24 protein-coding genes and 1 pseudogene are annotated in these 25,365 nt (G+C 58.8%); 17 read left to right on the top strand and 8 right to left on the bottom strand.

The window, feature by feature from the left end:
• The first annotated feature begins 1 nt into the window (after position 1).
• The 4 genes from ABLU50_RS12165 (at position 2) to ABLU50_RS12150 (ending at position 4,504) form a co-directional block, all read left to right on the top strand.
• Positions 2-817 (top strand): ABC transporter permease, encoded by an 816-nt coding sequence (locus ABLU50_RS12165; RefSeq protein WP_017899562.1) that lies wholly within the window; start codon positions 2-4, stop codon positions 815-817.
• A 26-nt stretch (positions 818-843) separates the two neighbouring features.
• Positions 844-2,265, top strand: coding sequence for an FAD-binding oxidoreductase (locus ABLU50_RS12160; RefSeq protein ID WP_087832991.1), 1,422 nt, complete (start codon positions 844-846; stop codon positions 2,263-2,265).
• A 271-nt stretch (positions 2,266-2,536) separates the two neighbouring features.
• Entirely contained in the window at positions 2,537-3,901 is a 1,365-nt protein-coding gene (locus tag ABLU50_RS12155) for a patatin-like phospholipase family protein (RefSeq protein ID WP_057215710.1), read from the top strand.
• A gap of 192 nt (positions 3,902-4,093) precedes the next feature.
• Entirely contained in the window at positions 4,094-4,504 is a 411-nt protein-coding gene (locus ABLU50_RS12150; RefSeq protein ID WP_227665585.1) for a hypothetical protein, read from the top strand.
• 123 nt (positions 4,505-4,627) lie between these two features.
• Here the strand turns inward: ABLU50_RS12150 and chrA are convergent, their stop codons facing one another.
• The 4 genes from chrA to ABLU50_RS12130 form a co-directional block, all read right to left on the bottom strand.
• Positions 4,628-5,995: a chromate efflux transporter gene (gene chrA, locus ABLU50_RS12145; RefSeq protein WP_087832990.1), complete on the bottom strand. Its 1,368-nt coding sequence runs from the start codon at positions 5,993-5,995 to the stop codon at positions 4,628-4,630.
• Positions 5,964-6,923 carry a chromate resistance protein ChrB domain-containing protein gene (locus ABLU50_RS12140; protein WP_087832989.1) on the bottom strand — a complete coding sequence of 320 codons (960 nt, stop codon included), beginning with the start codon at positions 6,921-6,923 and terminating at the stop codon, positions 5,964-5,966. Before ABLU50_RS12140 ends, chrA begins: the two co-directional genes overlap by 32 nt.
• 129 nt (positions 6,924-7,052) lie before the next feature.
• Positions 7,053-8,246: an MFS transporter gene (locus ABLU50_RS12135; RefSeq protein WP_227665584.1), complete on the bottom strand. Its 1,194-nt coding sequence runs from the start codon at positions 8,244-8,246 to the stop codon at positions 7,053-7,055.
• Between the two features lie 197 nt (positions 8,247-8,443).
• Entirely contained in the window at positions 8,444-8,680 is a 237-nt protein-coding gene (locus ABLU50_RS12130; RefSeq protein ID WP_004202976.1) for a tautomerase family protein, read from the bottom strand.
• Between the two features lie 60 nt (positions 8,681-8,740).
• On the opposite strand from ABLU50_RS12130, the gene ABLU50_RS12125 reads away from it, so the two are divergent.
• Both ABLU50_RS12125 and ABLU50_RS12120 read left to right on the top strand, forming a co-directional pair.
• Positions 8,741-9,202, top strand: a complete 462-nt coding sequence (locus ABLU50_RS12125; RefSeq protein ID WP_032456203.1) for a helix-turn-helix domain-containing protein — start codon at positions 8,741-8,743, stop codon at positions 9,200-9,202.
• Between the two features lie 236 nt (positions 9,203-9,438).
• Positions 9,439-10,656, top strand: coding sequence for an MFS transporter (locus ABLU50_RS12120; protein WP_087832988.1), 1,218 nt, complete (start codon positions 9,439-9,441; stop codon positions 10,654-10,656).
• Positions 10,657-10,716: 60 nt separating this feature from the next.
• Here ABLU50_RS12120 and ABLU50_RS12115 read toward each other — a convergent pair whose 3' ends face one another.
• On the bottom strand, positions 10,717-11,625 hold the full coding sequence (locus ABLU50_RS12115) for a DUF535 family protein (RefSeq protein WP_004202981.1): 909 nt from the start codon (positions 11,623-11,625) through the stop codon (positions 10,717-10,719).
• A gap of 289 nt (positions 11,626-11,914) precedes the next feature.
• On the opposite strand from ABLU50_RS12115, the gene ABLU50_RS12110 reads away from it, so the two are divergent.
• Positions 11,915-12,055: a hypothetical protein gene (locus ABLU50_RS12110; protein WP_002908189.1), complete on the top strand. Its 141-nt coding sequence runs from the start codon at positions 11,915-11,917 to the stop codon at positions 12,053-12,055.
• Between the two features lie 44 nt (positions 12,056-12,099).
• On the opposite strand, the gene ABLU50_RS12105 is transcribed toward ABLU50_RS12110, so the two are convergent.
• The gene (locus ABLU50_RS12105; RefSeq protein WP_176391546.1) at positions 12,100-12,990 is read right to left on the bottom strand and encodes a LysR family transcriptional regulator; all 891 of its coding nucleotides are present in this window, start codon (positions 12,988-12,990) and stop codon (positions 12,100-12,102) included.
• A gap of 140 nt (positions 12,991-13,130) precedes the next feature.
• Here ABLU50_RS12105 and ABLU50_RS12100 point away from each other — a divergent pair, with 140 nt between their 5' ends.
• Genes ABLU50_RS12100 through ABLU50_RS12075 form a run of 6 tightly spaced genes read left to right on the top strand, consistent with a single transcriptional unit; the run spans position 13,131 to position 18,855 of the window.
• A complete protein-coding gene (locus ABLU50_RS12100) occupies positions 13,131-13,838 on the top strand; it encodes a CoA transferase subunit A (RefSeq protein ID WP_004202983.1) in 708 nt (235 codons plus the stop codon).
• Position 13,839: 1 nt separating this feature from the next.
• Complete coding sequence (locus ABLU50_RS12095; protein WP_087832986.1) at positions 13,840-14,496, top strand: CoA transferase subunit B; 657 nt, start codon at positions 13,840-13,842, stop codon at positions 14,494-14,496.
• Positions 14,497-14,505: 9 nt separating this feature from the next.
• Entirely contained in the window at positions 14,506-15,687 is a 1,182-nt protein-coding gene (locus ABLU50_RS12090) for an acetyl-CoA C-acetyltransferase (RefSeq protein ID WP_017899572.1), read from the top strand.
• A gap of 11 nt (positions 15,688-15,698) precedes the next feature.
• A complete protein-coding gene (locus tag ABLU50_RS12085; RefSeq protein WP_087832985.1) occupies positions 15,699-16,622 on the top strand; it encodes a 3-hydroxyacyl-CoA dehydrogenase family protein in 924 nt (307 codons plus the stop codon).
• 44 nt (positions 16,623-16,666) lie between these two features.
• Positions 16,667-18,061: a GntP family permease gene (locus ABLU50_RS12080; RefSeq protein ID WP_217490474.1), complete on the top strand. Its 1,395-nt coding sequence runs from the start codon at positions 16,667-16,669 to the stop codon at positions 18,059-18,061.
• A gap of 23 nt (positions 18,062-18,084) precedes the next feature.
• Entirely contained in the window at positions 18,085-18,855 is a 771-nt protein-coding gene (locus ABLU50_RS12075) for a 3-hydroxybutyrate dehydrogenase (RefSeq protein WP_004202988.1), read from the top strand.
• Positions 18,856-18,874: 19 nt separating this feature from the next.
• On the opposite strand, the gene ABLU50_RS12070 is transcribed toward ABLU50_RS12075, so the two are convergent.
• Positions 18,875-19,747 carry a LysR family transcriptional regulator gene (locus ABLU50_RS12070; protein ID WP_004145376.1) on the bottom strand — a complete coding sequence of 291 codons (873 nt, stop codon included), beginning with the start codon at positions 19,745-19,747 and terminating at the stop codon, positions 18,875-18,877.
• Positions 19,748-19,853: 106 nt separating this feature from the next.
• Between ABLU50_RS12070 and budA the strand changes: the two genes are divergently transcribed.
• Genes budA through ABLU50_RS12055 form a run of 3 tightly spaced genes read left to right on the top strand, consistent with a single transcriptional unit; the run spans position 19,854 to position 23,116 of the window.
• Positions 19,854-20,633 carry an acetolactate decarboxylase gene (gene budA / locus ABLU50_RS12065; RefSeq protein ID WP_002908205.1) on the top strand — a complete coding sequence of 260 codons (780 nt, stop codon included), beginning with the start codon at positions 19,854-19,856 and terminating at the stop codon, positions 20,631-20,633.
• A gap of 9 nt (positions 20,634-20,642) precedes the next feature.
• Complete coding sequence (alsS, locus tag ABLU50_RS12060) at positions 20,643-22,322, top strand: acetolactate synthase AlsS (RefSeq protein ID WP_043519886.1); 1,680 nt, start codon at positions 20,643-20,645, stop codon at positions 22,320-22,322.
• Positions 22,323-22,345: 23 nt separating this feature from the next.
• Positions 22,346-23,116: a (S)-acetoin forming diacetyl reductase gene (locus tag ABLU50_RS12055; RefSeq protein ID WP_004151179.1), complete on the top strand. Its 771-nt coding sequence runs from the start codon at positions 22,346-22,348 to the stop codon at positions 23,114-23,116.
• A gap of 174 nt (positions 23,117-23,290) precedes the next feature.
• On the opposite strand, the gene ABLU50_RS12050 is transcribed toward ABLU50_RS12055, so the two are convergent.
• Positions 23,291-23,653 carry a TonB family protein gene (locus ABLU50_RS12050; RefSeq protein ID WP_087833080.1) on the bottom strand — a complete coding sequence of 121 codons (363 nt, stop codon included), beginning with the start codon at positions 23,651-23,653 and terminating at the stop codon, positions 23,291-23,293.
• Between the two features lie 802 nt (positions 23,654-24,455).
• On the opposite strand from ABLU50_RS12050, the pseudogene ABLU50_RS12045 reads away from it, so the two are divergent.
• A pseudogene (locus ABLU50_RS12045) lies at positions 24,456-25,355 on the top strand (hypothetical protein).
• The last annotated feature ends 10 nt before the right edge of the window (positions 25,356-25,365 follow it).

Below are 25,365 nucleotides of genomic sequence, written 5' to 3'. Positions count from 1 at the left end.
TATGAAAACCACAACCGCAACGCCGTGGATCCAGCATCCGCGTTTTCTCAAAATTCTCTATCCGACCCTCGTCGCGGTGGCGGTGGTGCTCCTGTGGCAGGGCACGGTAAGCTATTTCCGCATCCCGGCCTTTCTGGTGCCGTCGCCGCTGGTGATGCTGGACAGCCTGTGGACGCATCTCACGCCGCTGCTGCTGGCGCTGCTGTTCACCCTTAAGATCACCCTGATCTCGTTTCTGCTGTCGATTGTCATCGGCGCCGCCGTGGCGTTTATCCTGGTGCAGAACCGGTTTGTGGAAACCGCCCTGTTTCCCTACATCGTGTTTTTGCAGGTGACGCCGATCGTCGCCATCGCCCCGCTGATCATCATCTGGGTGAAGGACGCCACCCTCTCGCTGGTGGTGTGCGCCACCCTGATGGCGGTCTTCCCCATCATCTCCAATACCACCCAGGGACTGCGCAGCGTCTCTCCCGGCCTGCTGAGCTATTTCCGCCTCAATCACGCCAGCCGCTGGCAAACGCTGGTGCGACTGCGTATCCCCTCGGCGCTGCCCTATTTCTTTGGCGCGCTGCGTATTTCCAGCGGGCTGTCGCTGATTGGCGCGGTGGTAGCGGAGTTTGTCGCCGGCACTGGCGGGACCAATACCGGGCTGGCCTATCAGATCCTGCAGGCCGGCTATCAGCTGGATATCCCGCTGATGTTTGCCGCGCTGCTGCTGATCTCTCTCGCCGGGATTGCGCTGTTCGGCGTGATGTCCTGGGTCTCGCGTCGGGCGCTCAGCGCCTGGCATGAAAGCGAAGCCGTGCAATCTCATTAATGTTCTGCTGACGAACAGGAAAAAGAATGATGACTGATGAACAGCGTCAACACGCGGTCGCGGCGATCCAGCAGGCACTCCCGGCGCTGGAGTGGACCCTGCAGCCGGCGAAACTCAAACGGCTTTCCCGCGATTTTCACTGGTTCAGTCCGGTACTCACCGAGCAGCTGGCGGGAAAACAGGCGGACGCGGTGGTTCGCCCGCGCGATGAAGAGGAGCTGCGGCAACTGGTCGCCTCCTGCGCGCAGCACCAGCTGCCGCTGACCCTGCGCGGAAGCGCCACCGGCAACTACGGCCAACTGGTCCCCCTCGAAGGCGGGATGCTGGTGGATATGACCGGGCTCAACCAGATCGTCGCTCTCGGCAACGGCACGGTGAGAGCCCAGGCCGGCATTCGCCTGGCGGACATCGAAACCGCCGCCCGCCCGACGGGCTGGGAGCTGCGCTGTATGCCGTCGACCTATCGCCTGGCGAGCCTGGGCGGCCTCTACGGCGGCGGGTTCGGCGGCATCGGCTCCATCAACTATGGGCCGCTGGCGGCGCCCGGCAATGTGCTCAGCGTCAAAGTGATGACAGTCGAGCCGGTCCCTCGCGTACTGACCGTCCCGGCTCCCGAAGCGCTGCTGCTGCATCACGCCTACGGCACCAACGGCATCATTCTCGAGGTTGAGCTGGCGCTGGCTCCCGCGCACCAGTGGATAGAACGCCTGGACGTGTTTGACGATTTCGCCGATGCGCTGAACTATGCCAACGCCTGCGTCCGCTCCCCGGGACTGGTGAAGCGCCAGGTGGCGCTGCTGGCCACGCCTATCGCCGATTATTTTAGCCACCTGAACGATCGTTACCGCGCCGGCCAGCATGCGGTTATCAGCCTGATCGCCGAGGAGAGCGAAGGACTCTGCGCCAGCCTGTTACCGCGCCATCGCGGGAGTAACGCCATCCGTCAGACCAGCGACGAGGCCCGGGCGCAAAACGCCTCGTTAATGGAATACTGCTGGAACCACACCACCCTGCATGCGCTCAAGGTGGACAATACGCTGACCTATCTACAGACGGCGTTTGATCCGCTGCGCTATCCGCAGCAAATTTTACAGATGGAGCAGCATTTCGCCGGGGAGGTGATCTCCCATATTGAATTTCTGCGCGATATCGAAGGCAACCTCACCGCCAGCGGTCTGCAGCTGGTACGCTATACCACGCCCGAACGTCTCAACGCGATCATGCAGATATTTCGCGATAACGACGTCAAAATTAACAATCCCCACGTGCTGCAGGTTGAGGACGGCAAACAGGGGGTTATTCGCCCTGACGTGGTGGCGGTTAAACAATCTCTCGACCCGGCGGGATTGCTTAACCCCGGCAAGCTGCGCGGCTGGGCACTGCGCGACCAGCTGGAGCTGGACAGCAACCCGCTGGCGCTGGCCACCCGCGAAAGCCCCGCGATCTGATCCCCCCGCTCCGCGTGCGGGCTAACGCGGAGCGGGCCCGTCTCTCTTCCCCTGCCCGCAGGGCGAGTTTTTTACGTCACTCATTCATATGAATGAGTGGTGTCTCTGTTTCCTCCGTTATACTTTTCTGTAGTTGACGAGACGGCCGTTAAAAATTGTTCACAGCATTTTCTCAATTTTCTCTTTGAGCAAAAAAGAGGTCTTCTGATAACGGCCAATAAATTCCCTTGTATGATCAACAATGATCAGATCCGTTGCTAAGGAAATTAAAATGTCATTATCCGTGAATAGGTACCTAAAAGAAGTTGAAGAAATAAAAAATAAAGCCACCGCCCTGTCCAATAAAGAATTCAGTGACACTATTGATGAAAATGGCCATCAATACGTTGATCTGGTAATGGAGGGTGGCGGCGTCCTCGGATTAGCCCTTGTAGGTTACATATATATTTTAGAGCAAGCAGGGATAAGATTCATTGGTATCGCAGGCACGTCAGCCGGTTCAATTGCCGCCTTGTTATTATCTGCAATAGATGTACCTGAAAAAGAAAAAAGCGAACGCCTAATAGATATGATCGCCAATATGCCAATAAATACATTTATTGATGGGAAAAAGGACGGAGATTATGACCCAAAGAAATTTATGGATACTGCCACAGGCTTAATGAACTCTAAAAACAAGTCAGGATTTAAATATTTTAGTGCATTTTTAAGGTTTCTTACGACAACGGACAACTTAAAAATAATGCAAGGACTTAATAGAGGCGATGAATTTGAGTCCTGGCTTAAAAAACAGCTATCATCTTTTAATATTTATACAGTCAACGATCTTAGAAAAAGAATGGCGACGACTCCATACGGATGGAAACTTAGAAGCACCAGCATTGATAAACCATCCCAACTTGAAGGTAAACAATCCCTTGATGAACTGGATGTAAATCATGACTATTTATGCCTGATAACAGCAGATTTAGCCACCGAATATAAAGTTGAACTTCCTGTCATGGCAGAACTATACTGGGAAAAACCGAACGATGTAAATCCCGCGGTGTTCTGCCGCTGCTCTATGTCTATCCCTTTTGTTTTTCAGCCCTACACGGTAAAAATACCTCATATGGATAATAATCTACAATTGAAATGGCAAAAATATACCGGCATTAGTTTTCAAAACAGATTAGCCACTCGATTTCCGCCACCTATCGCTTGTTTTGTTGATGGCGGCATCATGTCAAACTTTCCGATTGATGTTTTTCACAACCCCACAAAAATTCCAGCAAGACCCACATTTGGTGTCAAACTGCAACTTGATGATCACAGTCATGAAATTAATAGCACCCTTGATATATTTGCTCAATCGTTCAACACCGCCAGACATGCCATGAATTACGATTTCATTAAAAAAAACCCTGATTACAATAAGCTAGTATCATTCATAGACACTGGAGACATTGGCTGGTTAGACTTCAGTATGTGCGATGCCAACAAACTTAAACTGTTTAGACTTGGCGCAGAAACCGCTTATCAATTTCTTATTAATTTTGATTGGCATAATTACAAAAAAATCAGGCGAGATATTACTTCCGCTTATCAGACAAGCCTTCCCCTTGCAAAATTAAATAGATACTTCAAGAATAAATAAATACTTCAAAGATAAAAACAGAAAAGTTCAGCCATATAAGGAGCGAAACTCGAAAAAATCATTCTCTGCCATCCACAATTTAACAATCTACCTGATGAGGATAAGGCCATACCTAATGGTAATGACTTAATAAACGCAGCAAGAAGTCAGCTTAATGTTAAAGAGGAACCACTTAACAGCAACTCTGGCCCGATGGTAAATACCTATCTCGACTACGTGGGTAGCCCCTCCGGCTCGCCATGGTGTATGGCTTTTATCTACTGGTGTAGCTGTCAGGCTGGTATTCCCGGCCTGCCTAAAACCGCCAGCGTAGCGAAATTCTATCAGGAGTCATTAGCGCACGGAAAAATAATAAATATTTTCGACATTGCCGTTGGCGATATTGTTTTAAGAGTAGATTATCCCGCCCAGTCTAACGGCAAAAAGCCAGGAGATCACGCCGGGATTTACACAGGTAAAAATAAGGCAGGCATCCCGTTATATATCTCAGGTAACACCGTCTCCACAAATCCTGTAGTCACCGATGAAACTAGCTCATATGTTGATGAACATCAGATGAAGCATTTAATTACGCAGCTCGCTTTTGGTAACGCGAAGTCTTAAAGATGCTTTGAGAAATAGAGACATTGCTATTACCACACCTTCCGGCCGACGACTGTTTCACCAGGCATCGGCCCCTTTCCCCATACCGTCCCTGCCTCCCGCCTTTTCAGCCCGAAGCCGACCTCACCCTGCGCCGGACAGTCCCGCCATATGGACGATAAGCCCTACCGCGGCGGCGGCGGCCAGTACCCAGGTCAGCTTCCACTTATAGCGAAACAGCAGCCCGGCGGCGGCGAGAGCAATGGCCGCAGACCATGGGTCGAAACCGGATGGTCCCCAGACGCTATGCCAGATAAAAAACAGTGCCAGATTCAGGATAACGCCCACCACCGCGGCGGTAATGGCGGTCAACGGCGCGGTAAATCCCATTTTATTATGCGTGGTTTCAATAAACGGCCCGCCGGCGAGAATAAAGATAAACGAGGGTAAAAAGGTAAACCATGTCACCAGGCACGCCGCCGCGATGCCCCCCAGCAGCACATCATCAACGCCCAACACCGCTTTGGTGTAGCCGCCGACAAACCCGACAAAGGTCACCACCATGATCAACGGTCCGGGGGTGGATTCCCCCAGGGCGAGGCCGTCCATCATCTGCCCTGCGCTCAGCCAGCCATAGTGGGTCACCGCCCCCTGGTAAACGTAAGGCAAGACGGCATACGCCCCGCCGAAAGTCATCAACGCGGCTTTGGTAAAGAACCAGCTCATCTGGGTCAGCGGGTGTGCCCAGCCCAGCATTAGCGCCAGGGTGGCCATCGGCACCAGCCACAGCAGTATCCCGGCGATCAGCACCCGGGCAGTGCGCCGCCAGCTGAACAGAGCGTGGGCTGGAATCGGCGTCGCGTCATCAATAATGGCTGCCCCGCCCGGCTGACTCTGCGCGCGATGGGCGTCGGCTTTGCCGAAGGTCGCCGGTGCCACCCGTCCGCCGATAAACCCGACGATCGCCGCGGTCAGGACGATCAGCGGAAAAGGTACGTTCAGCGCAAAAATAGCGACAAAGGCTGCGGCGGCAATGGCCCAGTAGGCGCCATTTTTCAGCGCCCGCGAGCCGATGCGGTGCGCCGCCTGCAGCACGATCGCCGCCACGGCGGGTTTGATGCCATAAAAAATTCCCGCCACCACCGCGACATCTCCCCAGACGAGGTAGATCCACGCCAGCGCGATGAGCAACACCAGCGAGGGCAAAATAAACAGCACCCCGGCGATGATGCCTCCCCAGGTTTTATGCATCAGCCAGCCGATATAGGTCGCCAGCTGCTGGGCCTCCGGGCCCGGCAGGACCATACAAAAGTTGAGCGCGTGCAGGAATCGCCCTTCCGAGATCCAGCGTCGGTTATCCACCAGCTCCTGGTGCATCATGGCGATCTGCCCGGCAGGCCCGCCGAAGCTGATAAAGCCGAGCTTCAGCCAGAAGCGAAATGCCTGCCAGAAGGAGACGGAAGCGACGATGGAAGGGCTGTCAGTCTGCGGAAGAACGACCGTTTTGCTCATGATTACCAGACCTCATTTCACAGGACTTCAGTAAGCCGTCGAACAGCGAGCAGGCTGCCGCCAGCAGTTGGTCATCGTCCGTAATGGTTTCCCGCAGCCCTGCAAGAATGCTTTCCACCCCCGCCGCCTCCGGGGTGGATACCCCACCGACGTCCAGGAAGTGGATCAGCCGGCCCAGAGCGTCGGGGATAGCGGCCTCCAGAGCAAAGCGCCGGACCAGAACTTCGAAGGTCACCCGCGTGCCAACATGGCTGAACGGCGCTCCGTCATAATCAAAACCAACCGCCGTCGCCGGACAGTCCTCAGGCGCGGCCAGCCACAGGAATCGCGCCTCAGGGTCGATAAAGCGCTGAATTAGCCAGGCGCTGGCCAGACGATCGACCCACGGTCGTCGGCGGGTGGCCCACAAACGGCCGCGAAAGTCCTCTCTATCCAGAAGGCTCAGTTCGCCCGCAACCGCCTGCGGCTCGTCCGGCGATAGCCGCTGATTAATCGCTTGCTCGAGGGTGGCCAGTCGCTCAGCGGCCTGCTCCCGGGCGGCCCCCGGGAAAAAATCGATAGCCGCGATCCGCTGGTAGTCACGCTGAATTTTACGCAGCTGTTTGAGCTGAGCCGCCAGTCCGTCGGCGGATAACGCCCCCTGCAGCACCAGCAGATCCTGCAACAGCGCATCATACTGTTCGCGACGATCGAATAGCGGCCTGAGCGCCTCCTCTTCCGCCGACTCAATCGTAAACACATACCCGGCCCCGCCCTCCGCGCGGATCGCCTGGCAGGTGCTGAGGAAAATGTCATAGCCCTGGCGCATGTCGGGCAGCAGATAGACCCCGTCGCGCAGGACCGCCGCCCCGCTCTGCTTCAGGGTTCGCCAGACACGCATGCGCAGCGTGGCTTGAGACGTCGTCAGGTTAAGGATCAAGAGATGCATTGTCATGATGTAGAGATTACTACAGCATGTAGCGTGTGTGACGTTCATTCGCGCGCAGGTTAAGATGAATTTCAGCAATGCATAGCTAAAAAGCACAAAACGAGGGCCCGCGCAGCGGCAGGCCAGGCGCTAAGCGCGGGGCGGCGATAACGGGCGCAGCAGCAGGGTGAACAGCGCCAGCCCCACCGGCGCCAGGGATCCCCACAGCACCGCGTTCCAGCCGAAGGCGTTGAGCAGAACGCCGGACGAAAACGAACCCACGATCATCACGCCGAAGACCAGAAAATCGTTGAGTGACTGAACCTGGGTCTTCTCTTCCGGGCGGTGGAAATCGATGATTTTCGCCGAGGCGCCGGTGAAGCCAAAGTTCCAGCCGATGCCGAGCAAAATCAGCGACAGCCAGTAATGATACACCCCGACGCCGCTGAGACCGACCGCCACCGAGGCGCCGGTGATCAGCAATCCCGCCGCCGCCATGCGCGCTGCGCCGAAGCGCTGGATCAGCCGGCCGGTGACAAATCCCGGACCGTACATCGCCATCACATGCCACTGGATCCCGAGGTTGGCGGCCTGCTGGGAAAGGCCGTGCATATGCATGGAGAGCGGCGCGGCGGTCATCAGAAAATTCATTACCATATAGGCCACCGCGCCGCTGAACACCGTGGTGGTAAAGCCCGGCTGGCGGACAATCTCGCGCAGCGGCCGCCCTCCGCGAACGCTGGCCGCCGCGGGCTCTGCTGGCGTCACGCCTGCCAGCAGAATGGCGGCGAGCGCCGCCACCAGCGCCTGAGCGAGGAAGGTGAAGGCGAAGGTATGAGTCGGCCAGAGGTGCATGGTGCCGGTGACCAGCATCGGGCCAATGATCCCGGCGGCCACGCCGCCGCCCATGACCAGCGACAGCGCGCGGGCGCGACGTTCCGGAGCGACGCCGTCGGTGGCGGCAAAGCGAAAACTGAGCGCCACCGCGGCATAGGCGCCGCCAAGCATCGCGGCGAAGCAAAACAGCAGAAAAGAGCCCAGCACCACCGCCAGAGCGGCCGCCAGACCGGTAACCACCCCGGCGCCGGTACCGGCCATAAACGCGGCTTTGCGGCCCCGCTTACGCGCCAGCGCGCCGAAAGGCAGAATCGAGGCCGCCATCCCCAGCACAAACAGCGTGATAGGCAGCGTGGCCAGCGACGGGCTGGGGGCGATAGTATTGCCGACGATAGCGCCGGTGGCGTAGAACACCACCGAGTTGGCGCCGGCCAGCGCCTGAGCGACGGCCAGGCGGATGATATTGTTGTTCTGCGCCGCCAGCGGCAGCATCTGTTCGCTAGACATCCGTTGTTTTCACCAGTTTGAGAGTGGCGCCAGGCGGGTCGTCTGGCATCGCGCCCTGTTTGTTGGGTTCCCTGACCGTTACCTTAGCTGCAAAATACGCTTTTGCACCATAGTGAATAGCAATATCACCCGGCGACCTGGCCCTCTTCTGCGCCAGATCGCCGGGCCGGGCTTCACAGCCCGCTTTTTTCAGGGGATCAGTCGCGCCGCGCCGCGGCGAATTTAGCCGCAATCATCGCGGCCGTCGGCTGGACGCCCCCCAGGCTCCACTGCTCCGGGTCATGTTCATCAATGCGGATCCACACCGACTGGCGGAACTGCGGATCGCCCTGCCCCTCAATCTCCACCAGCAGATCGGTCATCCGCCGCAGCAGTTCACTTTTCTGTTCCGCGGTCATGATCCCTTTAATGGTTTGCACGTTAACAAATGGCACGCTATGCTCCTTAGCATCTAAGTCTAAATTTCAAACTCAAAGTAGAAGGCCAATCTCATGATGTCAAAAAATAAATCATTGCCCTACCTCGATCCTGAGCTGTGCGGCCTGGCGGAAGGAGCCAAAATACTGGGCGACCGCTGGGTGCTGCTGATCCTCCGCGAGGCGTTTTACGGTGTGACGCGCTTTGAAACGATGCAGGCGCATACCCATATCACCCGCCAGACGCTCACCACCCGGTTGAAAACCATGACCGAAATGGGCTTGCTTCGCAAAGTCCCCTATCGGGAAGCGGGGGCTCGCGAGCGCTATGAATATGTTCTCACCGAAAAAAGCCGTAGCCTGGCGCTGGTGCTGTTCGCCCTGATGGAATGGGGCCACCAGCAGGTGCTGCACAGCACGCCGCATATTGCGCTGGTGGACAGCGCCAGCGGCGAGGCCGTCCATCCCGGGTTCGTCACCGCCAGCGGCAGCGTGGCGAATCCCGCCGCGCTGCAGATCGTTAAGGCAGACGAACGCTGAGAGCGGCGCGGTTGCCCTGATACAGAACTTTCGTAGGCCTCTGGCGGAAGCCGCGACGAGCAGGTATGTTGCATTGCCACGTTACCCGACGACTGGGTGACATTTTGGTTTCATCGAACGGTGCGATAAAGAATGAGGCTCTCTGCCGGGTCCGATCCCGGCTATTATTCGTGGCGCACGCCATGACCGCCCTGGTCCGCCGCTGATCCGCGGATCGTTCATGCTAAAGGAAGAAAATGTCGCTTCGTTCACTGCGGGCTTTATGTTTGACCAGCTTCTTTATCGCCGACGTTCGCGACGGCCTCGGCCCGTTTCTGGGGATCTTTCTCACCCAGCGTCACTGGCAGGCGGAGGACATCGGCCTGTTGATGACCGTCGGCGGCGTGGCCGGCCTGCTGGCGACCCTGCCCGCCGGCTTCATCACCGACACCACGCGGCATAAGCGCGTGCTGTTGGCCGGGGTCTGCCTGGCGATCACCCTGACCACCCTCCTGCTCTGGTTCAGTCAGAAGACCAGCGTGGTAGCCCTTACACAGGTTGCCAGCGGGATCTGCGCGGCCTTTGTCGGACCGTTAATCGCCGGGATCACTCTTGGGCTGACCCGACAGCGCGGCTTTAGCGCTCAGATGGGAAAAAACGAAGCCTTCAACCACGCGGGGAATTTCTTCACTTCGCTGATTGCCGGGGCCATCGCCTGGTACTGGGGCATCGGCGGCATTTTCATCCTGATGGCCTGTACCACCCTGTTTACCCTGATCGCCCTGCTGGCAATCCGCAGCAGCGATATTGACGATGACGCCGCCCGCGGCCTCGAGTCGGCCGTCACGCCCGCTGTGCCTGGGTTTGCCATCCTGTTCCGCCATACGCCGCTGCTGATCGCCGGCGTGACCCTGATGCTGTTCCATCTCGCCAACGCCGCGCTGTTGCCGATGCTCAGCATGCGGATCGCCGCCGCGCCGGGACACCTCAATCCGGGGCTGTTTGCCGCCGCCACGGTGATTATTTCGCAGGTGGTGATGATCCCGGTGGCCATCCGGGTCGCCGGCAGCATCGACAAATATGGTTACTGGCGATGCATTCTGCTGGCGCTGCTGATCATGCCCATCCGCGCGGCGCTGGCGGCCGCCAGCGACGCCCCGGCGATGATGGTCCCGGTGCAAATTCTTGATGGTCTGGCGGCAGGGATTTTGGGGGTGGCGGTGCCCAGCTTTATCGTCTCGCTGCTGCGCGGCAGCGGGCACGTTAACGCAGGACAAAGCGTGGTGATGCTAATGCAGGGCGCCGGGGCGGCGATGAGTCCGGCGTTAACCGGCGCTATCGCCGGGCGCTACTCTTTTGCTACCGCCTTCGGCGTGCTGAGCGTTATCGCGCTGGTCGCGCTGATAGTGTGGTGGCGCAGCGCCCCGCTGCTCACCAACTCGGTGTCGCCGCCGATCGGCGAGAGCGGCCAGTAAAGAAAGGATATCGTCAGGCGGACAACAGCCCCCTGCTGCCTGCCTGACGTGGGAAAGGCGTTAATTCATCTGCGGATTCAAGGTTATTTGCCGCAGAGCGTTCGCCATTTCGAGCTGAATCAGCTCTTTGACACCTTCGCGCTTAATAAACTGGCTGCGGTGTTTACTTTTTACCTCTTCAAGACTTTTTTTGATCTCCTGCGCCGGCAGTTTATACCAGCCGCGAGCCTGTTTCTCTCCGCCCATTTCCAGCCACAGCGATGAATAACTGGCTTTCACCAGATCGCTTTTCACGTGGTAATCGGAATCGATCGCGTAGACCGTAGTGATGCCGAAATAACGCAGGAAACCATACAGCACGCTCATGATGATATTTTTCGGCCGCGCGCCATGCAGCTCTTTGGTCAGCACCTTCACCTCATCATTGGTGATATCTTTCCCGCCCTGTATTCCGCCGATATAAGCGCGGCCATCGTCGGTACAGGAAAAACAGACGCTATAAACGCGCCGGTCGCCGAGAAACAGCTGCAGCATCAGCTCACCCTCCTCCTGAAACGGCGATGCCAACAGCTTAACGTCAAGCTTTTCGCCATTTTTCAGAGGAATAGCAAACATCGTCCGGCCAAAATCCGCCACGTTATAGAGCTGCGGCAGCACATCGGGCTGAAACGTTTTCTCGATAAAATTCAGCGAACCGTGGGCAATATCCAGCTTGCGCCGTTTTGACATCCGTTTATTAAGATAGGCCTTAAAGGGTTTATCCTCGAAAGGCACCAGTCCCTGGGTCACGGCGGTCAATCGTGCGCACTGATATTTGGCGCAAAGTCCTTGATATTCTCTGTATTTACCTCCTGCGAGCGAGAGCTCTCTGCATTTTCGTAAGAATTTTTTATAGCTTATTTTGACCTGACCGATCACTTTATTATGTTTACGCCATTCTTTGATGGCGCCCGTAACAGTATGTTCCATTGATTAAGATCCATAGATTCATCCATAATCGCGGCCATATTAACATAAAAGCCATTCGTCAATGCTTAATTACACCTTCGTTGTCCTTTCATTTAATATTTAGGCAGGAAATTATTCTGGTGAAGATATTTAAAGCTAACGCCATCCTGTCAACGGTTATTTATGGTGGTTTTTGCCTGCTGCCGGCGGACTTAACGCTCTGTGCGTTCGGCGCGAAGAGCGGTTACCTCCGCAGGCGGTTATGCCCTATACTTCACGCTGATTCAAAACCAGCAACGATAGGTAACTTATGGAAATTGATCTCGACAACCTGGTCTTCAGCGGCCTGGATGAAGCGGAAGAGCGCAACGCGGAGCGTCTGGAAGAAGCGGACAAAAAAGCCCAGGCGATCGTTGCCGATGACGATTGCGGCGACGCCTGCAAAATCTGATTATCAAACCGGCCTGCGGGCCGGTTTTTTTTCCCCACGCCCCCTCAGGTGGGTAAATACCCTTTCAACGTATCCAGCAGCGCTTCCGCCGCCTTCGACAGCGGCAGATGTCCGGCATGGATCGCCCCAACGCACTTTTCAATCGGCGGATCGCTGAGCGGAATGCACACCGCCCCCAGCGAGGTCATCTGCGTTTTGCATAGCGCCGGCACCGCGCTGCCTCCCAGCCCGCTGGCTACCATCCTCCCCACCGTCACCAGCTGGTGGCTCTCCAGCGCCACGTCCAGCTGACGCCCGCTGCGCGCCAGCGCCTCCTCCAGCATCAGGCGCACCGCCGAGGGACGCTGGAGGGTGATAAAGTCGAGAGTTAACAGCTCCTGCCAGGTGAGCTTTTTTTTCTTCGCCAGCGGCGATTGCCGGGGAACGATCGCCACGAAGCGGTCCACCGCCAGCGGGGTAAACAGCAGGTTGTGGTTGGGCGATGGCTCGAAAGCGATGCCCATCTCTACCCGCCCCTCACGCACCATCTCGATTACCTGCTCATTGATCACATCATGCACCGTGACGTTCACCCCGGCATAGCGGTCGCGGAAGGCTTTCAGCGCCTCCGGCAGAACGTTGGCGGCGAACGACGGCATCGCGGCGACCGAGATTTTGCCGCGCTGCAGGGTAAAGCTCTGGCGCATCGCCTCCTCAACGTTATCCCAGTCGGCCAGCAGTTGACGGGCCATCGGCAGAAAGAGTTCCCCCTCCTGGGTGAGGGTCACTTTGCGGGTGCTGCGCTGCAGCAGCGCGCCCCCCAGCGCCTCCTCCAACCCTTTGATGGTCAGGCTGAGCGCTGGCTGCGACAGATTCAGCCTTTCGCTGGCGTGGGCGAAATTGAGAGTGTGAGCTACCGCTAAAAACGCGCGTAACTGTTTGACACTCATTCTCATTTTTCATCCTGTTAACTAATTGAAAGAAATTAGTTAACAGGAAATTAATTAAATTTCCAAATGAGTGAGTCACAAATTCAAAATTATCAAATCAGTCGCCCGCGCCAATGATAAGGGTATCGCAAGGCAGGAGAGACAAGATGGCAGGACTGGATAAACGCGTCGCCAGCTACGAAGCGGCGCTGGAAGGGTTAACGGACGGCATGACGCTGCTCGCCGGCGGCTTCGGCCTGTGCGGTATACCCGAGAATTTGATCGCCGAGGTGAAGCGTCGCCAGGTGAAGGGGCTGACGGTGGTTTCCAACAACTGCGGCGTCGATGGCTTCGGTCTCGGCATGCTGTTGGAGTCGCGCCAGGTCAGCAAGGTAGTGGCCTCTTACGTCGGGGAAAACGCGCTGTTTGAACAGCTGGTACTGAGCGGCGAGCTGGCGGTAGAGCTCACCCCGCAGGGAACGCTGGCGGAAAAAATCCGCGCCGGCGGCGCCGGGATCCCCGGCTTTTACACCGCCACCGGCTATGGCACGCCGGTCGCCGAAGGCAAAGAGGTGCGCCAGTTCGACGGTAAAAATTACATTCTTGAACAAGCTATTCGCGGCGATTTCGCCCTCGTGAAGGGCTGGAAGGCTGACTGGTACGGCAATGTGGTTTATCGCCATACCGCACAGAATTTCAACCCGCTGATGGCCACCGCCGGGCGCATTACGGTGGTGGAGGTGGAAGAGATTGTGCCGCCGGGCGAACTGCCGCCCTCCGCCATTCACACCCCGGGGATCTATGTCGACCGGCTGATCGTCGGGCAATTCGAAAAACGCATTGAACAGCGCACCTTGCGCGCCGGAGGGCACTGAGATGTTAACCCGCGAACAAATGGCGATGCGCATCGCCCAGGAGCTGCGCGACGGCGACTACGTCAACCTCGGGATCGGTATCCCGACGCTGGTGGCCAATTACATTCCCGCCGGCATTGAAGTGATGCTCCAGTCGGAGAACGGCCTGCTGGGGATGGGCGAGTTTCCCGATGAGCAAACTCTCGACGCCGACATGATCAACGCCGGCAAACAGACCGTCACCGCGCAAACCGGGGCGGCGATCTTCGATTCGGCCCAGTCGTTCGCCATGATCCGCGGCGGCCACGTCGATCTTACGGTTCTTGGCGCCTTTGAGGTCGACGTCGCAGGGAATATCGCCTCGTGGATGATCCCCGGAAAAATGGTCAAGGGGATGGGCGGCGCCATGGACCTGGTGGCCGGCGCGCAGAACATCATCGTGGTGATGACCCACGCCTCAAAGAACGGTGAATCCAAACTGCTGCCGCAGTGCACCCTGCCGCTCACCGGCGTGGGCTGCATTCGCCGGGTGCTCACCGACCTGGCCCTGCTGGACATTGTCGACGGGGCGTTTGTCCTGCGCGAAGTGGCCCCGGGGGTCAGCCCCGACGAGGTGATACGTAAAACGGCGGGACGGCTGATCGTCGCCGACGACGTGCGCGAAATGCGCTTCAGCTAAGGAGAGACCATGACCGATATTGCCATTGTTGCTGCCGTACGCACCCCGGTCGGCAGCTTTCGCGGCGCCTTCGCCCCGCTTTCCGCCGTCGACCTCGGCGCGGCAGTGGTGCGCAGCTTGCTTGAACGCTGCCAGCTGCCCGCCGCAGCGGTCGATGAACTGATTTTCGGCCAGGTGCTCACCGCCGGCTGCGGGCAGAACCCGGCGCGCCAGACCGCGCTGCGGGCCGGCCTGCCGGTGGACACTCCAGCGGTCACCGTCAATCTGGTGTGCGGCTCAGGGCTGAAAGCGGTTCAGCAGGCGGTGCAGGCGATCCGCTGCGGCGACGCCGAGATCGTTATCGCCGGCGGCCAGGAGAGCATGAGTAATGCTCCCTATCTGATGAATGGCGCCCGCGACGGCCTGCGTTTCGGCCATGCCAGCCTGCAGGACAGCATGATCCAGGACGGCCTGTGGGACGCTTTTAACGACTACCACATGGGCATCACCGCCGAGAACCTCGCCGATGCCTTCGACATCAGCCGCGAGCGCCAGGACGCCTTCGCCGCCAGCTCCCAGCGCAAAGCGGCGGCCGCTATCGCCGCCGGACGCTTTCGCGAGGAGATCGTCCCGGTCAGCGTCCCGCAGGGCAAAAAACCTCCGCGTGTCGTGACCGACGATGAGCAACCGCGCCCGGAGACCAGCGAGCAGCAGCTGGCCCAGCTGCGCCCGGCGTTTCGCCCGGCTGACGGCAGCGTCACCGCCGGGAATGCCTCATCGCTGAACGACGGCGCTGCGGCGGTCCTGCTGATGAGCGTCGATAAAGCGCACGAGCTTGGGCTGCCGGTGCTGGCGCGCATTGTCAGCGCGGCGGTCGCCGGGGTCGACCCGTCGGTGATGGGCATCGGCCCGGTGAGCGCCTGCCGCCAGGCGCTGCAGCGCGCCGGCTGGACGCTGGACGAGGTGGATCTGATCGAAGCCAACGAGGCCTTTGCCGTCCAGGCGCTGGCCGTCGGCCAGCTGCTCGAATGGGACAGCGAGAAGGTCAACGTTAACGGCGGCGCCATCGCCCTTGGCCATCCCATCGGCGCCTCCGGCTGCCGGATCCTCGTCAGTCTGGTGCATGAGATGCAGCGCCGGGGCGCCAGCAAAGGGCTGGCCACCCTGTGCGTCGGCGGCGGACAGGGCATCGCCATGACCCTTCAACGTTAACAGGAGCCACTATGTTTACACCACGCCTGGCGGTACTCGGCGCCGGACTGATGGGCGTCGGCATTGCCTGCCATTTCGCCCGTCACGGTCACGCCGTCCGCCTGTATGACACCGATCCGCAACGTCTCGCCGAGGTACCCACAGTAGCCGGGGCGATCCTGCGCGAGCTGGAGGCGAGCGGTCAGCAGGATCCCGCCGACCGCGACGCCGTGCTGAGCCGTTTAACCCCTACCCCGGCGCTGCAAGCGCTGGCGGACGCCACGCTGCTGATTGAAGCGATCCCCGAACGGCTGGGGCTGAAGCACGCCCTGTATGCCGAACTGGAAACGCTGATCGCCGACGAGGCGATTATCGCCAGCAACACCAGCGGCCTGCCGCCGGATCGGCTGGCGCAGGGCATGCGCCTCCCGGAACGGCTACTGATCGCCCATTTCTGGCATCCGCCGCACCTGATCCCGCTGGTGGAAGTGGTGCCCGGGAGCGCCACCCTGCCTCATCTGGCGCGCCAGGTGAGCGACTTTTGCGCCGCCTGCGCGCTGGAAGCGGTGGTGCTCAACCGCGCCGCGCCGGGCTTTGTCGGCAACCGGCTGCAGTTCGCCCTGCTGCGCGAAGCGCTGCATATCGTCCACAGCGGCATCGCGTCCCCGGAGGTGGTGGACCAGGTGATGCGCGCCTCGCTGGGCCGCCGCTATGCGATGGTCGGCCCGCTGGAGGCAGCGGACATGACCGGCCTGGCGACGGTCCAGGATATCTGCCAGCACCTGCTGCCGGAGCTGGCCAGCGGCACCGAGATGATGTCGCTGGTGGCAGAGAAAGTGGCGCGAGGCGACACCGGCGCCCGCAGCGGGCAAGGCTTTTACCGCTGGGACGAGGCCCGGCGCCAGCGCATCCAGTCGCGCCGGGAACACCAGCTGCGCTTCGCCCTGAAACCCTAGTATCTCGTTCTGTACCCCTACAATAACAATGAGAGTGAGACGTCGTGATGAGTGTGATAATAGCCCTGGCCGCGCTGGCATTACTGATGCTGGCAGCCTACCGTGGATACAGCGTGATCCTCTTTGCGCCGATCGCCGCCCTCGGCGCGGTGCTGCTCACCGACCCGGGCGCGGTCGGCCCGGCCTTTACCGGCCTGTTTATGGAAAAAATGGTCGGCTTTGTGAAGCTTTATTTCCCGGTGTTTCTGCTGGGCGCGGTATTCGGCAAGCTGATTGAGCTGTCGGGATTCTCGCGGTCGATTGTCGCCGCCGCCATCCGCATCCTTGGACGCCGCCATGCGATCCCGGTGATCGTGCTGGTGTGCGCCCTGCTGACCTACGGCGGGGTGTCGCTGTTTGTGGTGGCCTTTGCCGTCTACCCTTTCGCCGCCGAGCTGTTTCGCCAGAGCGGGATCCCCAAACGGCTGATCCCGGCCACCGTCGCCCTCGGGGCCTTCTCGTTTACCATGGACGCCCTGCCCGGCACGCCGCAGATCCAGAATATTATTCCCACCAGCTTCTTCGGCACCAACGCCTGGGCGGCCCCGTGGCTGGGGCTTATCGGCTCGCTGTTCATTATCCTCTTCGGTTTGCTGTGGCTGGAGCGCCAGCGCCGCAAAGCGCAGGCCAGCGGCGAAGGCTATGGGACCGACCTGCAAAATGAGCCGGAGACCCCGGATGACATCAACCTGCCGCATCCGCTGATCGCTATCGCCCCGCTGCTGCTGGTGGGGGTGCTGAATCTGCTGTTTACCCACTGGATCCCGCAGTGGTACGGCGCCAGCCATGAGCTCACCCTCCCGGGTCTGACGAAGCCTGTGGTCACCGAGGTGGGGAAAATCACCGCCATCTGGGCGGTACAGGCGGCGCTGCTCTCCGGCATTGTGCTGGTACTGGTCTGCGGCTACCGCAATATTCGCGGCCGGCTGGCGGAAGGAAGCCGGACGGCGGTGGGCGGGGCTATTCTCGCGGCGATGAACACCGCCTCTGAGTATGGCTTCGGCGCGGTTATCGCCGCCCTGCCGGGTTTCCTGGTGCTGTCGAAAGCCCTCGCGGCTATTCCCAATCCGCTGTTAAACGAGGCGATCAGCGTCACGGTGCTGGCCGGGATCACCGGCTCGGCCTCCGGGGGAATGAGCATCGCCCTGGCGGCGATGTCCGAGACCTTTGTCGCCGCCGCCCACGCCGCCAATATTCCGCTGGAGGTCCTGCACCGCGTCGCCGCCATGGCCAGCGGCGGCATGGATACCCTGCCGCATAACGGGGCGGTGATCACCCTGCTGGCGATCACCGGCCTGAGCCATCGCCAGGCCTACGGCGGCATTTTCGCCATCACGGTGATCAAAAGCCTCGCGGTACTGTTTGTCATTGCCACGTTCTATGTGACCGGCATTGTCTGAGACCCGACTGAAGGAGAAATATGATGAATTTAAACGGTAAAACAGCGCTGGTCACCGGCTCCACCAGCGGCATCGGCTTAGGGATCGCCAAAGTGCTGGCGCAGGCAGGCGCCCAGCTGGTGCTCAATGGCTTCGGCGACAGCAGCCACGCCCGGGCTGAAGTCGCCGCGCTGGGCAAGATCCCCGGCTATCACGACGCCGACCTCCGCGACGTCGGGCAGATCGAGGCGATGATGCGCTATGCCGAAAGCACCTTCGGCGGCGTCGATATCGTGATCAATAACGCCGGCATCCAGCACGTGGCCCCGGTGGAGCAGTTCCCGGTGGACAAATGGAACGACATCATCGCGATCAATCTCTCCAGCGTCTTCCACACCACCCGCCTGGCGCTGCCGGGCATGCGTCAGCGCAACTGGGGGCGCATCATCAACATTGCTTCAGTGCATGGCCTGGTGGCGTCGAAAGAGAAATCGGCCTATGTCGCCGCCAAGCACGCGGTAGTCGGCCTGACCAAAACCGTGGCCCTGGAAACCGCGCGCAGCGGCATCACCTGCAACGCCATCTGCCCCGGCTGGGTGCTGACCCCGCTGGTGCAGCAGCAGATCGATAAGCGCATCGCCGAGGGGGTCGACCCGGAGCAGGCCAGCGCCCAGCTGCTGGCGGAAAAGCAGCCCTCCGGGGAGTTTGTCACCCCGCAGCAACTGGGCGAAATGGCGCTGTTTCTGTGCAGCGACGCCGCCGCCCAGGTGCGCGGCGCGGCGTGGAACATGGACGGCGGCTGGGTGGCGCAGTAAGCCGCTGGCGTCGCGAAGATCAGAACATCGCCAGAAAGCGTTTCACCGTGCGCGAGCGCTCGAAGCGCCGCCAGGCGATGGCGATATCGGTCTTCAGCGGCGCCCCGCTGAGCGGGTGATAGCTGACGTTCGGCTGCTGGATGCAGGTCATTGACTGCGGGACCAGCGCGAAGCCGAACCCGGCATTGACCATGCTCAGCGACGACGAAATCTGCGACGACTGCCAGGCGCGCTCCATATCGATGCCGGCGCGCAGGCAGCTGTTGTACACCAGCTCATACAGCCCCGGAGCCACTTCCCGCGGGAAGAGGATCGGCGCCACGTCGCGCAGCTGCTCCAGGGCCAGGGTCGGCTGCGTCGCTAGCGGGTTATCGCGCGGCAGCGCGATAACCATCGGCTCCTCATCGATAATCCGCAGATTAAAGGCCTTACTGCTCTCGCACGGCAGACGGACGAAGGCAATATCCAGCTCGGCCTCGCTCAGGGCGGTCATCAGATTGGCCATGTTGTCTTCCATCTGGTGCAGGGTCACCCCGGGGTGGTCGAGCTGAAAACGGTGCAGCAGCGTGAAGATTTGCGGGTGGAAAGCATCAGAACTGGTAATGCCTAGCGACAGGCTGCCGTTCATCCCGCGCGCAATGCCCTTGGCCTTCTCCAGCGCCGCATCGCTCATGGCGAGGATCTGGCGGGCATCCTCATAGAACGACTCACCGGCCTCGGTGAGCTCCACCCCGCGGGTCAAACGCCGAAACAGCGGGGTCCCCACCTCGCGCTCAAGCCGCTGAATTTGCTGACTTAACGGAGGCTGTGAAATACCCAGTTCCTTGGCGGCCTGGGTGAAGTGCCGCGTCCTGGCGACGGCGACAAAATAGCGAAGATAACGAAGTTCCATATCGAAAACGTCTCAAACCAGCATGGTTTCTATATTGGAACTGTGAGCTGAATCGGGTCAACATTTATTTAACCTTTCTTATATTTGTTGAACGAGGAAGTGGTATATGAATCATTCTGCTGAATGCACCTGCGAAGAGAGTCTATGCGAAACCCTGCGGGCGTTTTCCGCGCAGCATCCCGAGAGCGTGCTCTATCAGACATCGCTCATGAGCGCCCTGCTGAGCGGGGTTTACGAAGGGAGCACCACCATCGCCGACCTGCTGAAGCACGGCGATTTCGGTCTCGGCACCTTTAATGAGCTGGACGGGGAGCTGATCGCTTTTAGCAGTCAGGTCTATCAGCTGCGGGCCGACGGCAGCGCGCGCAAAGCCCAGCCGGAGCAGAAAACGCCGTTCGCGGTGATGACCTGGTTCCAGCCGCAGTACCGGAAAACCTTCGACCACCCGGTGAGCCGCCAGCAGCTGCACGAGGTGATCGACCAGCAAATTCCCTCTGACAACCTGTTCTGCGCCCTGCGCATCGATGGCCATTTCCGCCATGCCCATACCCGCACCGTGCCGCGCCAGACGCCGCCGTACCGGGCGATGACCGACGTCCTCGACGATCAGCCGGTGTTCCGCTTTAACCAGCGCGAAGGGGTACTGGTCGGCTTCCGTACCCCGCAGCATATGCAGGGGATCAACGTCGCCGGGTATCACGAGCACTTTATTACCGATGACCGCAAAGGCGGCGGTCACCTGCTGGATTACCAGCTCGACCACGGGGTGTTGACCTTCGGCGAAATTCACAAGCTGATGATCGACCTGCCCGCCGACAGCGCGTTCCTGCAGGCCAATCTGCATCCCGATAATCTCGATGCCGCCATCCGTTCCGTAGAAAGTTAAGGGGGTCACATGGACAAACAGTATCCGGTACGCCAGTGGGCGCACGGCGCCGATCTCGTCGTCAGCCAGCTGGAAGCCCAGGGGGTACGTCAGGTGTTCGGCATCCCTGGCGCCAAAATCGACAAGGTATTCGACTCACTGCTGGATTCCTCCATTCGCATTATTCCGGTACGCCACGAAGCCAACGCCGCGTTTATGGCCGCCGCCGTCGGGCGCATTACCGGTAAAGCCGGCGTGGCGCTGGTCACCTCCGGCCCGGGCTGCTCCAACCTGATCACCGGTATGGCCACCGCCAACAGCGAAGGCGACCCGGTGGTGGCCCTGGGCGGCGCGGTGAAACGCGCCGATAAGGCCAAACAGGTCCACCAGAGTATGGATACGGTGGCGATGTTCAGCCCGGTGACGAAATACGCCGTCGAGGTGACCGCGCCGGACGCGCTGGCGGAAGTGGTCTCCAACGCCTTCCGCGCCGCCGAGCAGGGCCGCCCGGGCAGCGCTTTCGTCAGCCTGCCGCAGGATGTGGTCGATGGCCCGGTCAGCGGCAAAGTGCTGCCGGCCAGCGGGGCCCCGCAGATGGGCGCCGCGCCGGATGCAGCCATCGATCGGGTGGCGAAGCTTATCGCTCAGGCGAAGAACCCGATCTTCCTGCTCGGCCTGATGGCCAGCCAGCCGGAGAATAGCGCGGCGCTGCGCCGTTTGCTGGAGGCCAGCCATATTCCGGTCACCAGCACCTATCAGGCCGCCGGGGCGGTCAATCAGGATAACTTCTCTCGCTTCGCCGGCCGGGTCGGGCTGTTTAACAACCAGGCCGGGGACCGTCTGCTGCAGCTCGCCGACCTGGTGATCTGCATCGGCTACAGCCCGGTGGAATATGAACCGGCGATGTGGAACAGCGGCAACGCGACGCTGGTGCATATCGACGTCCTGCCAGCCTATGAAGAGCGCAACTACACCCCGGACGTCGAGCTGGTGGGTGATATCGCCGGCACCCTCAACAAGCTGGCGCAAAATATCGATCGCCGGCTGGTGCTCTCCCCGCAGGCGGCGGAGATCCTCCGCGACCGCCAGCACCAGCGCGAACTGCTGGACCGCCGCGGCGCGCAGCTGAATCAGTTTGCCCTGCATCCGCTGCGCATCGTTCGCGCCATGCAGGATATCGTCAACAGCGACGTCACGCTGACCGTGGACATGGGCAGCTTCCATATCTGGATTGCCCGCTACCTGTACAGCTTCCGCGCCCGTCAGGTGATGATCTCCAACGGCCAGCAGACCATGGGCGTCGCCCTGCCCTGGGCCATCGGCGCCTGGCTGGTCAATCCTGAGCGCAAAGTGGTCTCCGTCTCCGGCGACGGCGGCTTCCTGCAGTCGAGCATGGAGCTGGAGACCGCCGTCCGCCTGAAAGCCAACGTGCTGCACCTGATCTGGGTCGATAACGGCTACAACATGGTGGCCATCCAGGAAGAGAAAAAATATCAGCGCCTGTCCGGCGTCGAGTTCGGGCCGATGGATTTTAAAGCCTATGCCGAGTCCTTCGGCGCCAAAGGGTTTGCCGTGGAAAGCGCCGAGGCGCTGGAGCCGACCTTGCGCGCGGCGATGGACGTCGACGGCCCGGCGGTGGTGGCCATTCCGGTGGATTATCGTGATAACCCGCTGCTGATGGGCCAGCTGCATCTGAGTCAGATTCTGTAAGTCATCACAATAAGGAAAGGAAAATGAAAAAAGTCGCACTTGTTACCGGCGCCGGCCAGGGGATTGGTAAAGCTATCGCCCTTCGTCTGGTGAAGGATGGATTTGCCGTGGCCATTGCCGATTATAACGACGCCACCGCCAAAGCGGTCGCCTCCGAAATCAACCAGGCCGGCGGCCGCGCCATGGCGGTGAAAGTGGATGTCTCCGACCGCGATCAGGTGTTCGCCGCCGTCGAACAGGCGCGCAAAACGCTGGGCGGCTTCGACGTCATCGTCAACAACGCCGGCGTAGCGCCGTCCACGCCGATCGAGTCCATTACCCCGGAAATTGTCGATAAAGTCTACAACATCAACGTCAAAGGGGTGATCTGGGGCATTCAGGCGGCGGTCGAAGCCTTTAAGAAAGAGGGGCACGGCGGGAAAATCATCAACGCCTGTTCCCAGGCCGGCCACGTCGGCAACCCGGAGCTGGCGGTGTATAGCTCGAGTAAATTCGCGGTGCGCGGCTTAACCCAGACCGCCGCTCGCGACCTCGCGCCGCTGGGCATCACGGTCAACGGCTACTGCCCGGGGATCGTCAAAACGCCGATGTGGGCCGAAATTGACCGCCAGGTGTCAGAAGCCGCCGGTAAACCGCTGGGCTACGGTACCGCCGAGTTCGCCAAACGCATCACTCTCGGTCGGCTATCCGAGCCGGAAGATGTCGCCGCCTGCGTCTCCTATCTTGCCAGCCCGGATTCTGATTACATGACCGGTCAGTCCTTGCTGATCGACGGCGGGATGGTATTTAACTAATAAAAAATAAGCTCTGACATGGCTTGCCCCTGCTTTCGCGCAGGGGCTTTTTTGGGGTTGAGAGTAAGCATTCCGGTGAAACGAACCCTCTATTGATAGATAGCGTCCGCTCCTTGCGCTCAGGGGACTTTAACGATGTAGACGATGCGTCAGGGAACTTGTCATTATAAGTTCTTACTGCTTATTTGCGGGACCGCCGTCTGATTTGGGTTGGATCTTGACGACTAATCTTTGCGCTTTTCCTGGTTTCCCCTTTTCAAAACGCCATTTTTTCATCATTTTATCAATGATTTGATGTTCCAACTCCGGAGTCGTTGTCGATTCAAGTATCTTTACATTCTGAACTCTGCCATCTGAATCCACATCGTACTGAAGCCGCAGGAAACTCGGCAGTAGGTTTCCGTTATTATCACGAGTGGTAATTGATGTGTTTGCAGAGGAAATGCTGCCTGAAGGTGTGCTGGCGCTGGCCTCTGTGCCGGCGCAGAGTGCCAGGAACAATGGCAGAATCAGAGTGAATAGTCTGATAGCTTTCATAAATCGTCCGAACTCCAAAATTATTCATGAATCTTCACGTTACCAACGGCGCGAGTGACAGGTTACCAGCTGAGATGATTAGTGAATACCGCGTCTTCAGTAGCAATCACGTTGACCTCCTGACCAGGCGCTTCGTACTACATCCATTCCCGAGGACGTTTCGCTATCAGGACAAGTGGGCGCTGAGCGACTATATCAACGATTCTTTTGCCAGCTGTCAGCAGCGCGATCCGGTTCGCCAGAGAACATGACCGAGCTCCCCCCCCCCCCAAGTGATTAGCATTTATTCGCGTCCCGCGCTGAAGACCTTTAGCTAATCCTTTTTAACTTCGGTACTCGGGATCTCCAGCGCTTGCAGCGTTAAGAGGGTGTTCTCCGCGGGCTTAGCGGCAGCTTGCTGTGATGCTAAGGGGGAGATCCTTCAGTCATTCCTGCGACACCTGGAGATTAACCCGGAAGCGGCTGAGCATAGCGCCCGCAGGGAGAATCCCGGAGAGCGATGCGTGAGACCTTATCCCGGCTACGCTATGGGGCCGCTCTTGTGCCGTATTTTTGCCGGGTGGCGGCTGCGCCTTACCCGGCCTACAAAAACTCGCTAACTGACTGGCTTGCGCCGCGTTGAGTGGTACCTTGTGATGTCAGCGCTTTCCGCTCCTGGCATCAAGCGGACAAACCAAGTGTACACAGGTCCGCCATAAGCGAGGAGCGGGCGTGCCAGATATAATTGGTAATAAAATGAGAGTAGAACTATTCTGATTTGTTTATAAAAAACATTTATACATCCAAGGGCGAAATATTTTTTATGCTTTCTTACATGCTATCTCAATATGCCAAACTACCTGTGCCTGAATTTACCCTACATTCATGGCTAAAACAATGGTTGTCAGAGCAGGAATCGAGGTGTACAGACAGAAGTTTCTCGGCGCGATTTCCCTAGAGAGAAACTGGATAATGTCAGGAATATTTTTTACAACGAAAACTCAAAATTGATGGAAAGCAATTTCTTACTGGCCCCCGTTATCAGGGCGGAAATATTAACAAACCTTTTATTGATATTGTAGGTATGGATTCTGACCTAAATCATACTGCATTAGAACTCATTAGTAAGGAATGGTCACAACTCAGCGCTCAGTATGTCCGCATTCTTGTACCAGGCCAGCACTTCCCGCAGGGTATTCCCGACCAGTATATATATGCCACCTCTTTTTCTGAACCGCCTGAATTCAATGATAAATCTCTTACTTTGCAAGTGGCGACATACGAAGATTTTGACTGGTGTTGTCAGGCTCTGGGCGATGCCTATAAGCATACATGGCAGTCAGTTCGCGAACTGTCTGCAAGCAATTTGGTAGCAGTTGACGACGAAGAGTTGTTTGGCCATATTTCTGAGAAAGAAGTATATATTATCTATGAAAACGATGTTCGCGCTGGGTTGCTAATATGCCAGAAAGGAAACATCGCTTTTCTGAGAGGATATCGTATTACTGACAAAGTAATACTTCCTGCTTTTCGCGGTCGATCATTGTCAGCACGAGCGCAACGCCTGCTGTACCGACTATTAGCTCATTCCGATTCGGAACTATCTTTGTATATGGGCACAGTTATTCCGGAGAATATTCCCTCGATGAAAACTGCCGAAAGAGCGGGGCGAACTTGCATCCTAAGTTATCAATTTCTACCCATCTGCAGAACCCACGAGTAACAGCAATGCT

The sequence above is a fragment of the Klebsiella sp. GG_Kp173 genome, assembly GCF_040062415.1.
Taxonomy (GTDB): Bacteria; Pseudomonadota; Gammaproteobacteria; order Enterobacterales; family Enterobacteriaceae; genus Klebsiella; species Klebsiella quasipneumoniae.
This window is presented reverse-complemented; position numbering and strand designations above follow the sequence as displayed.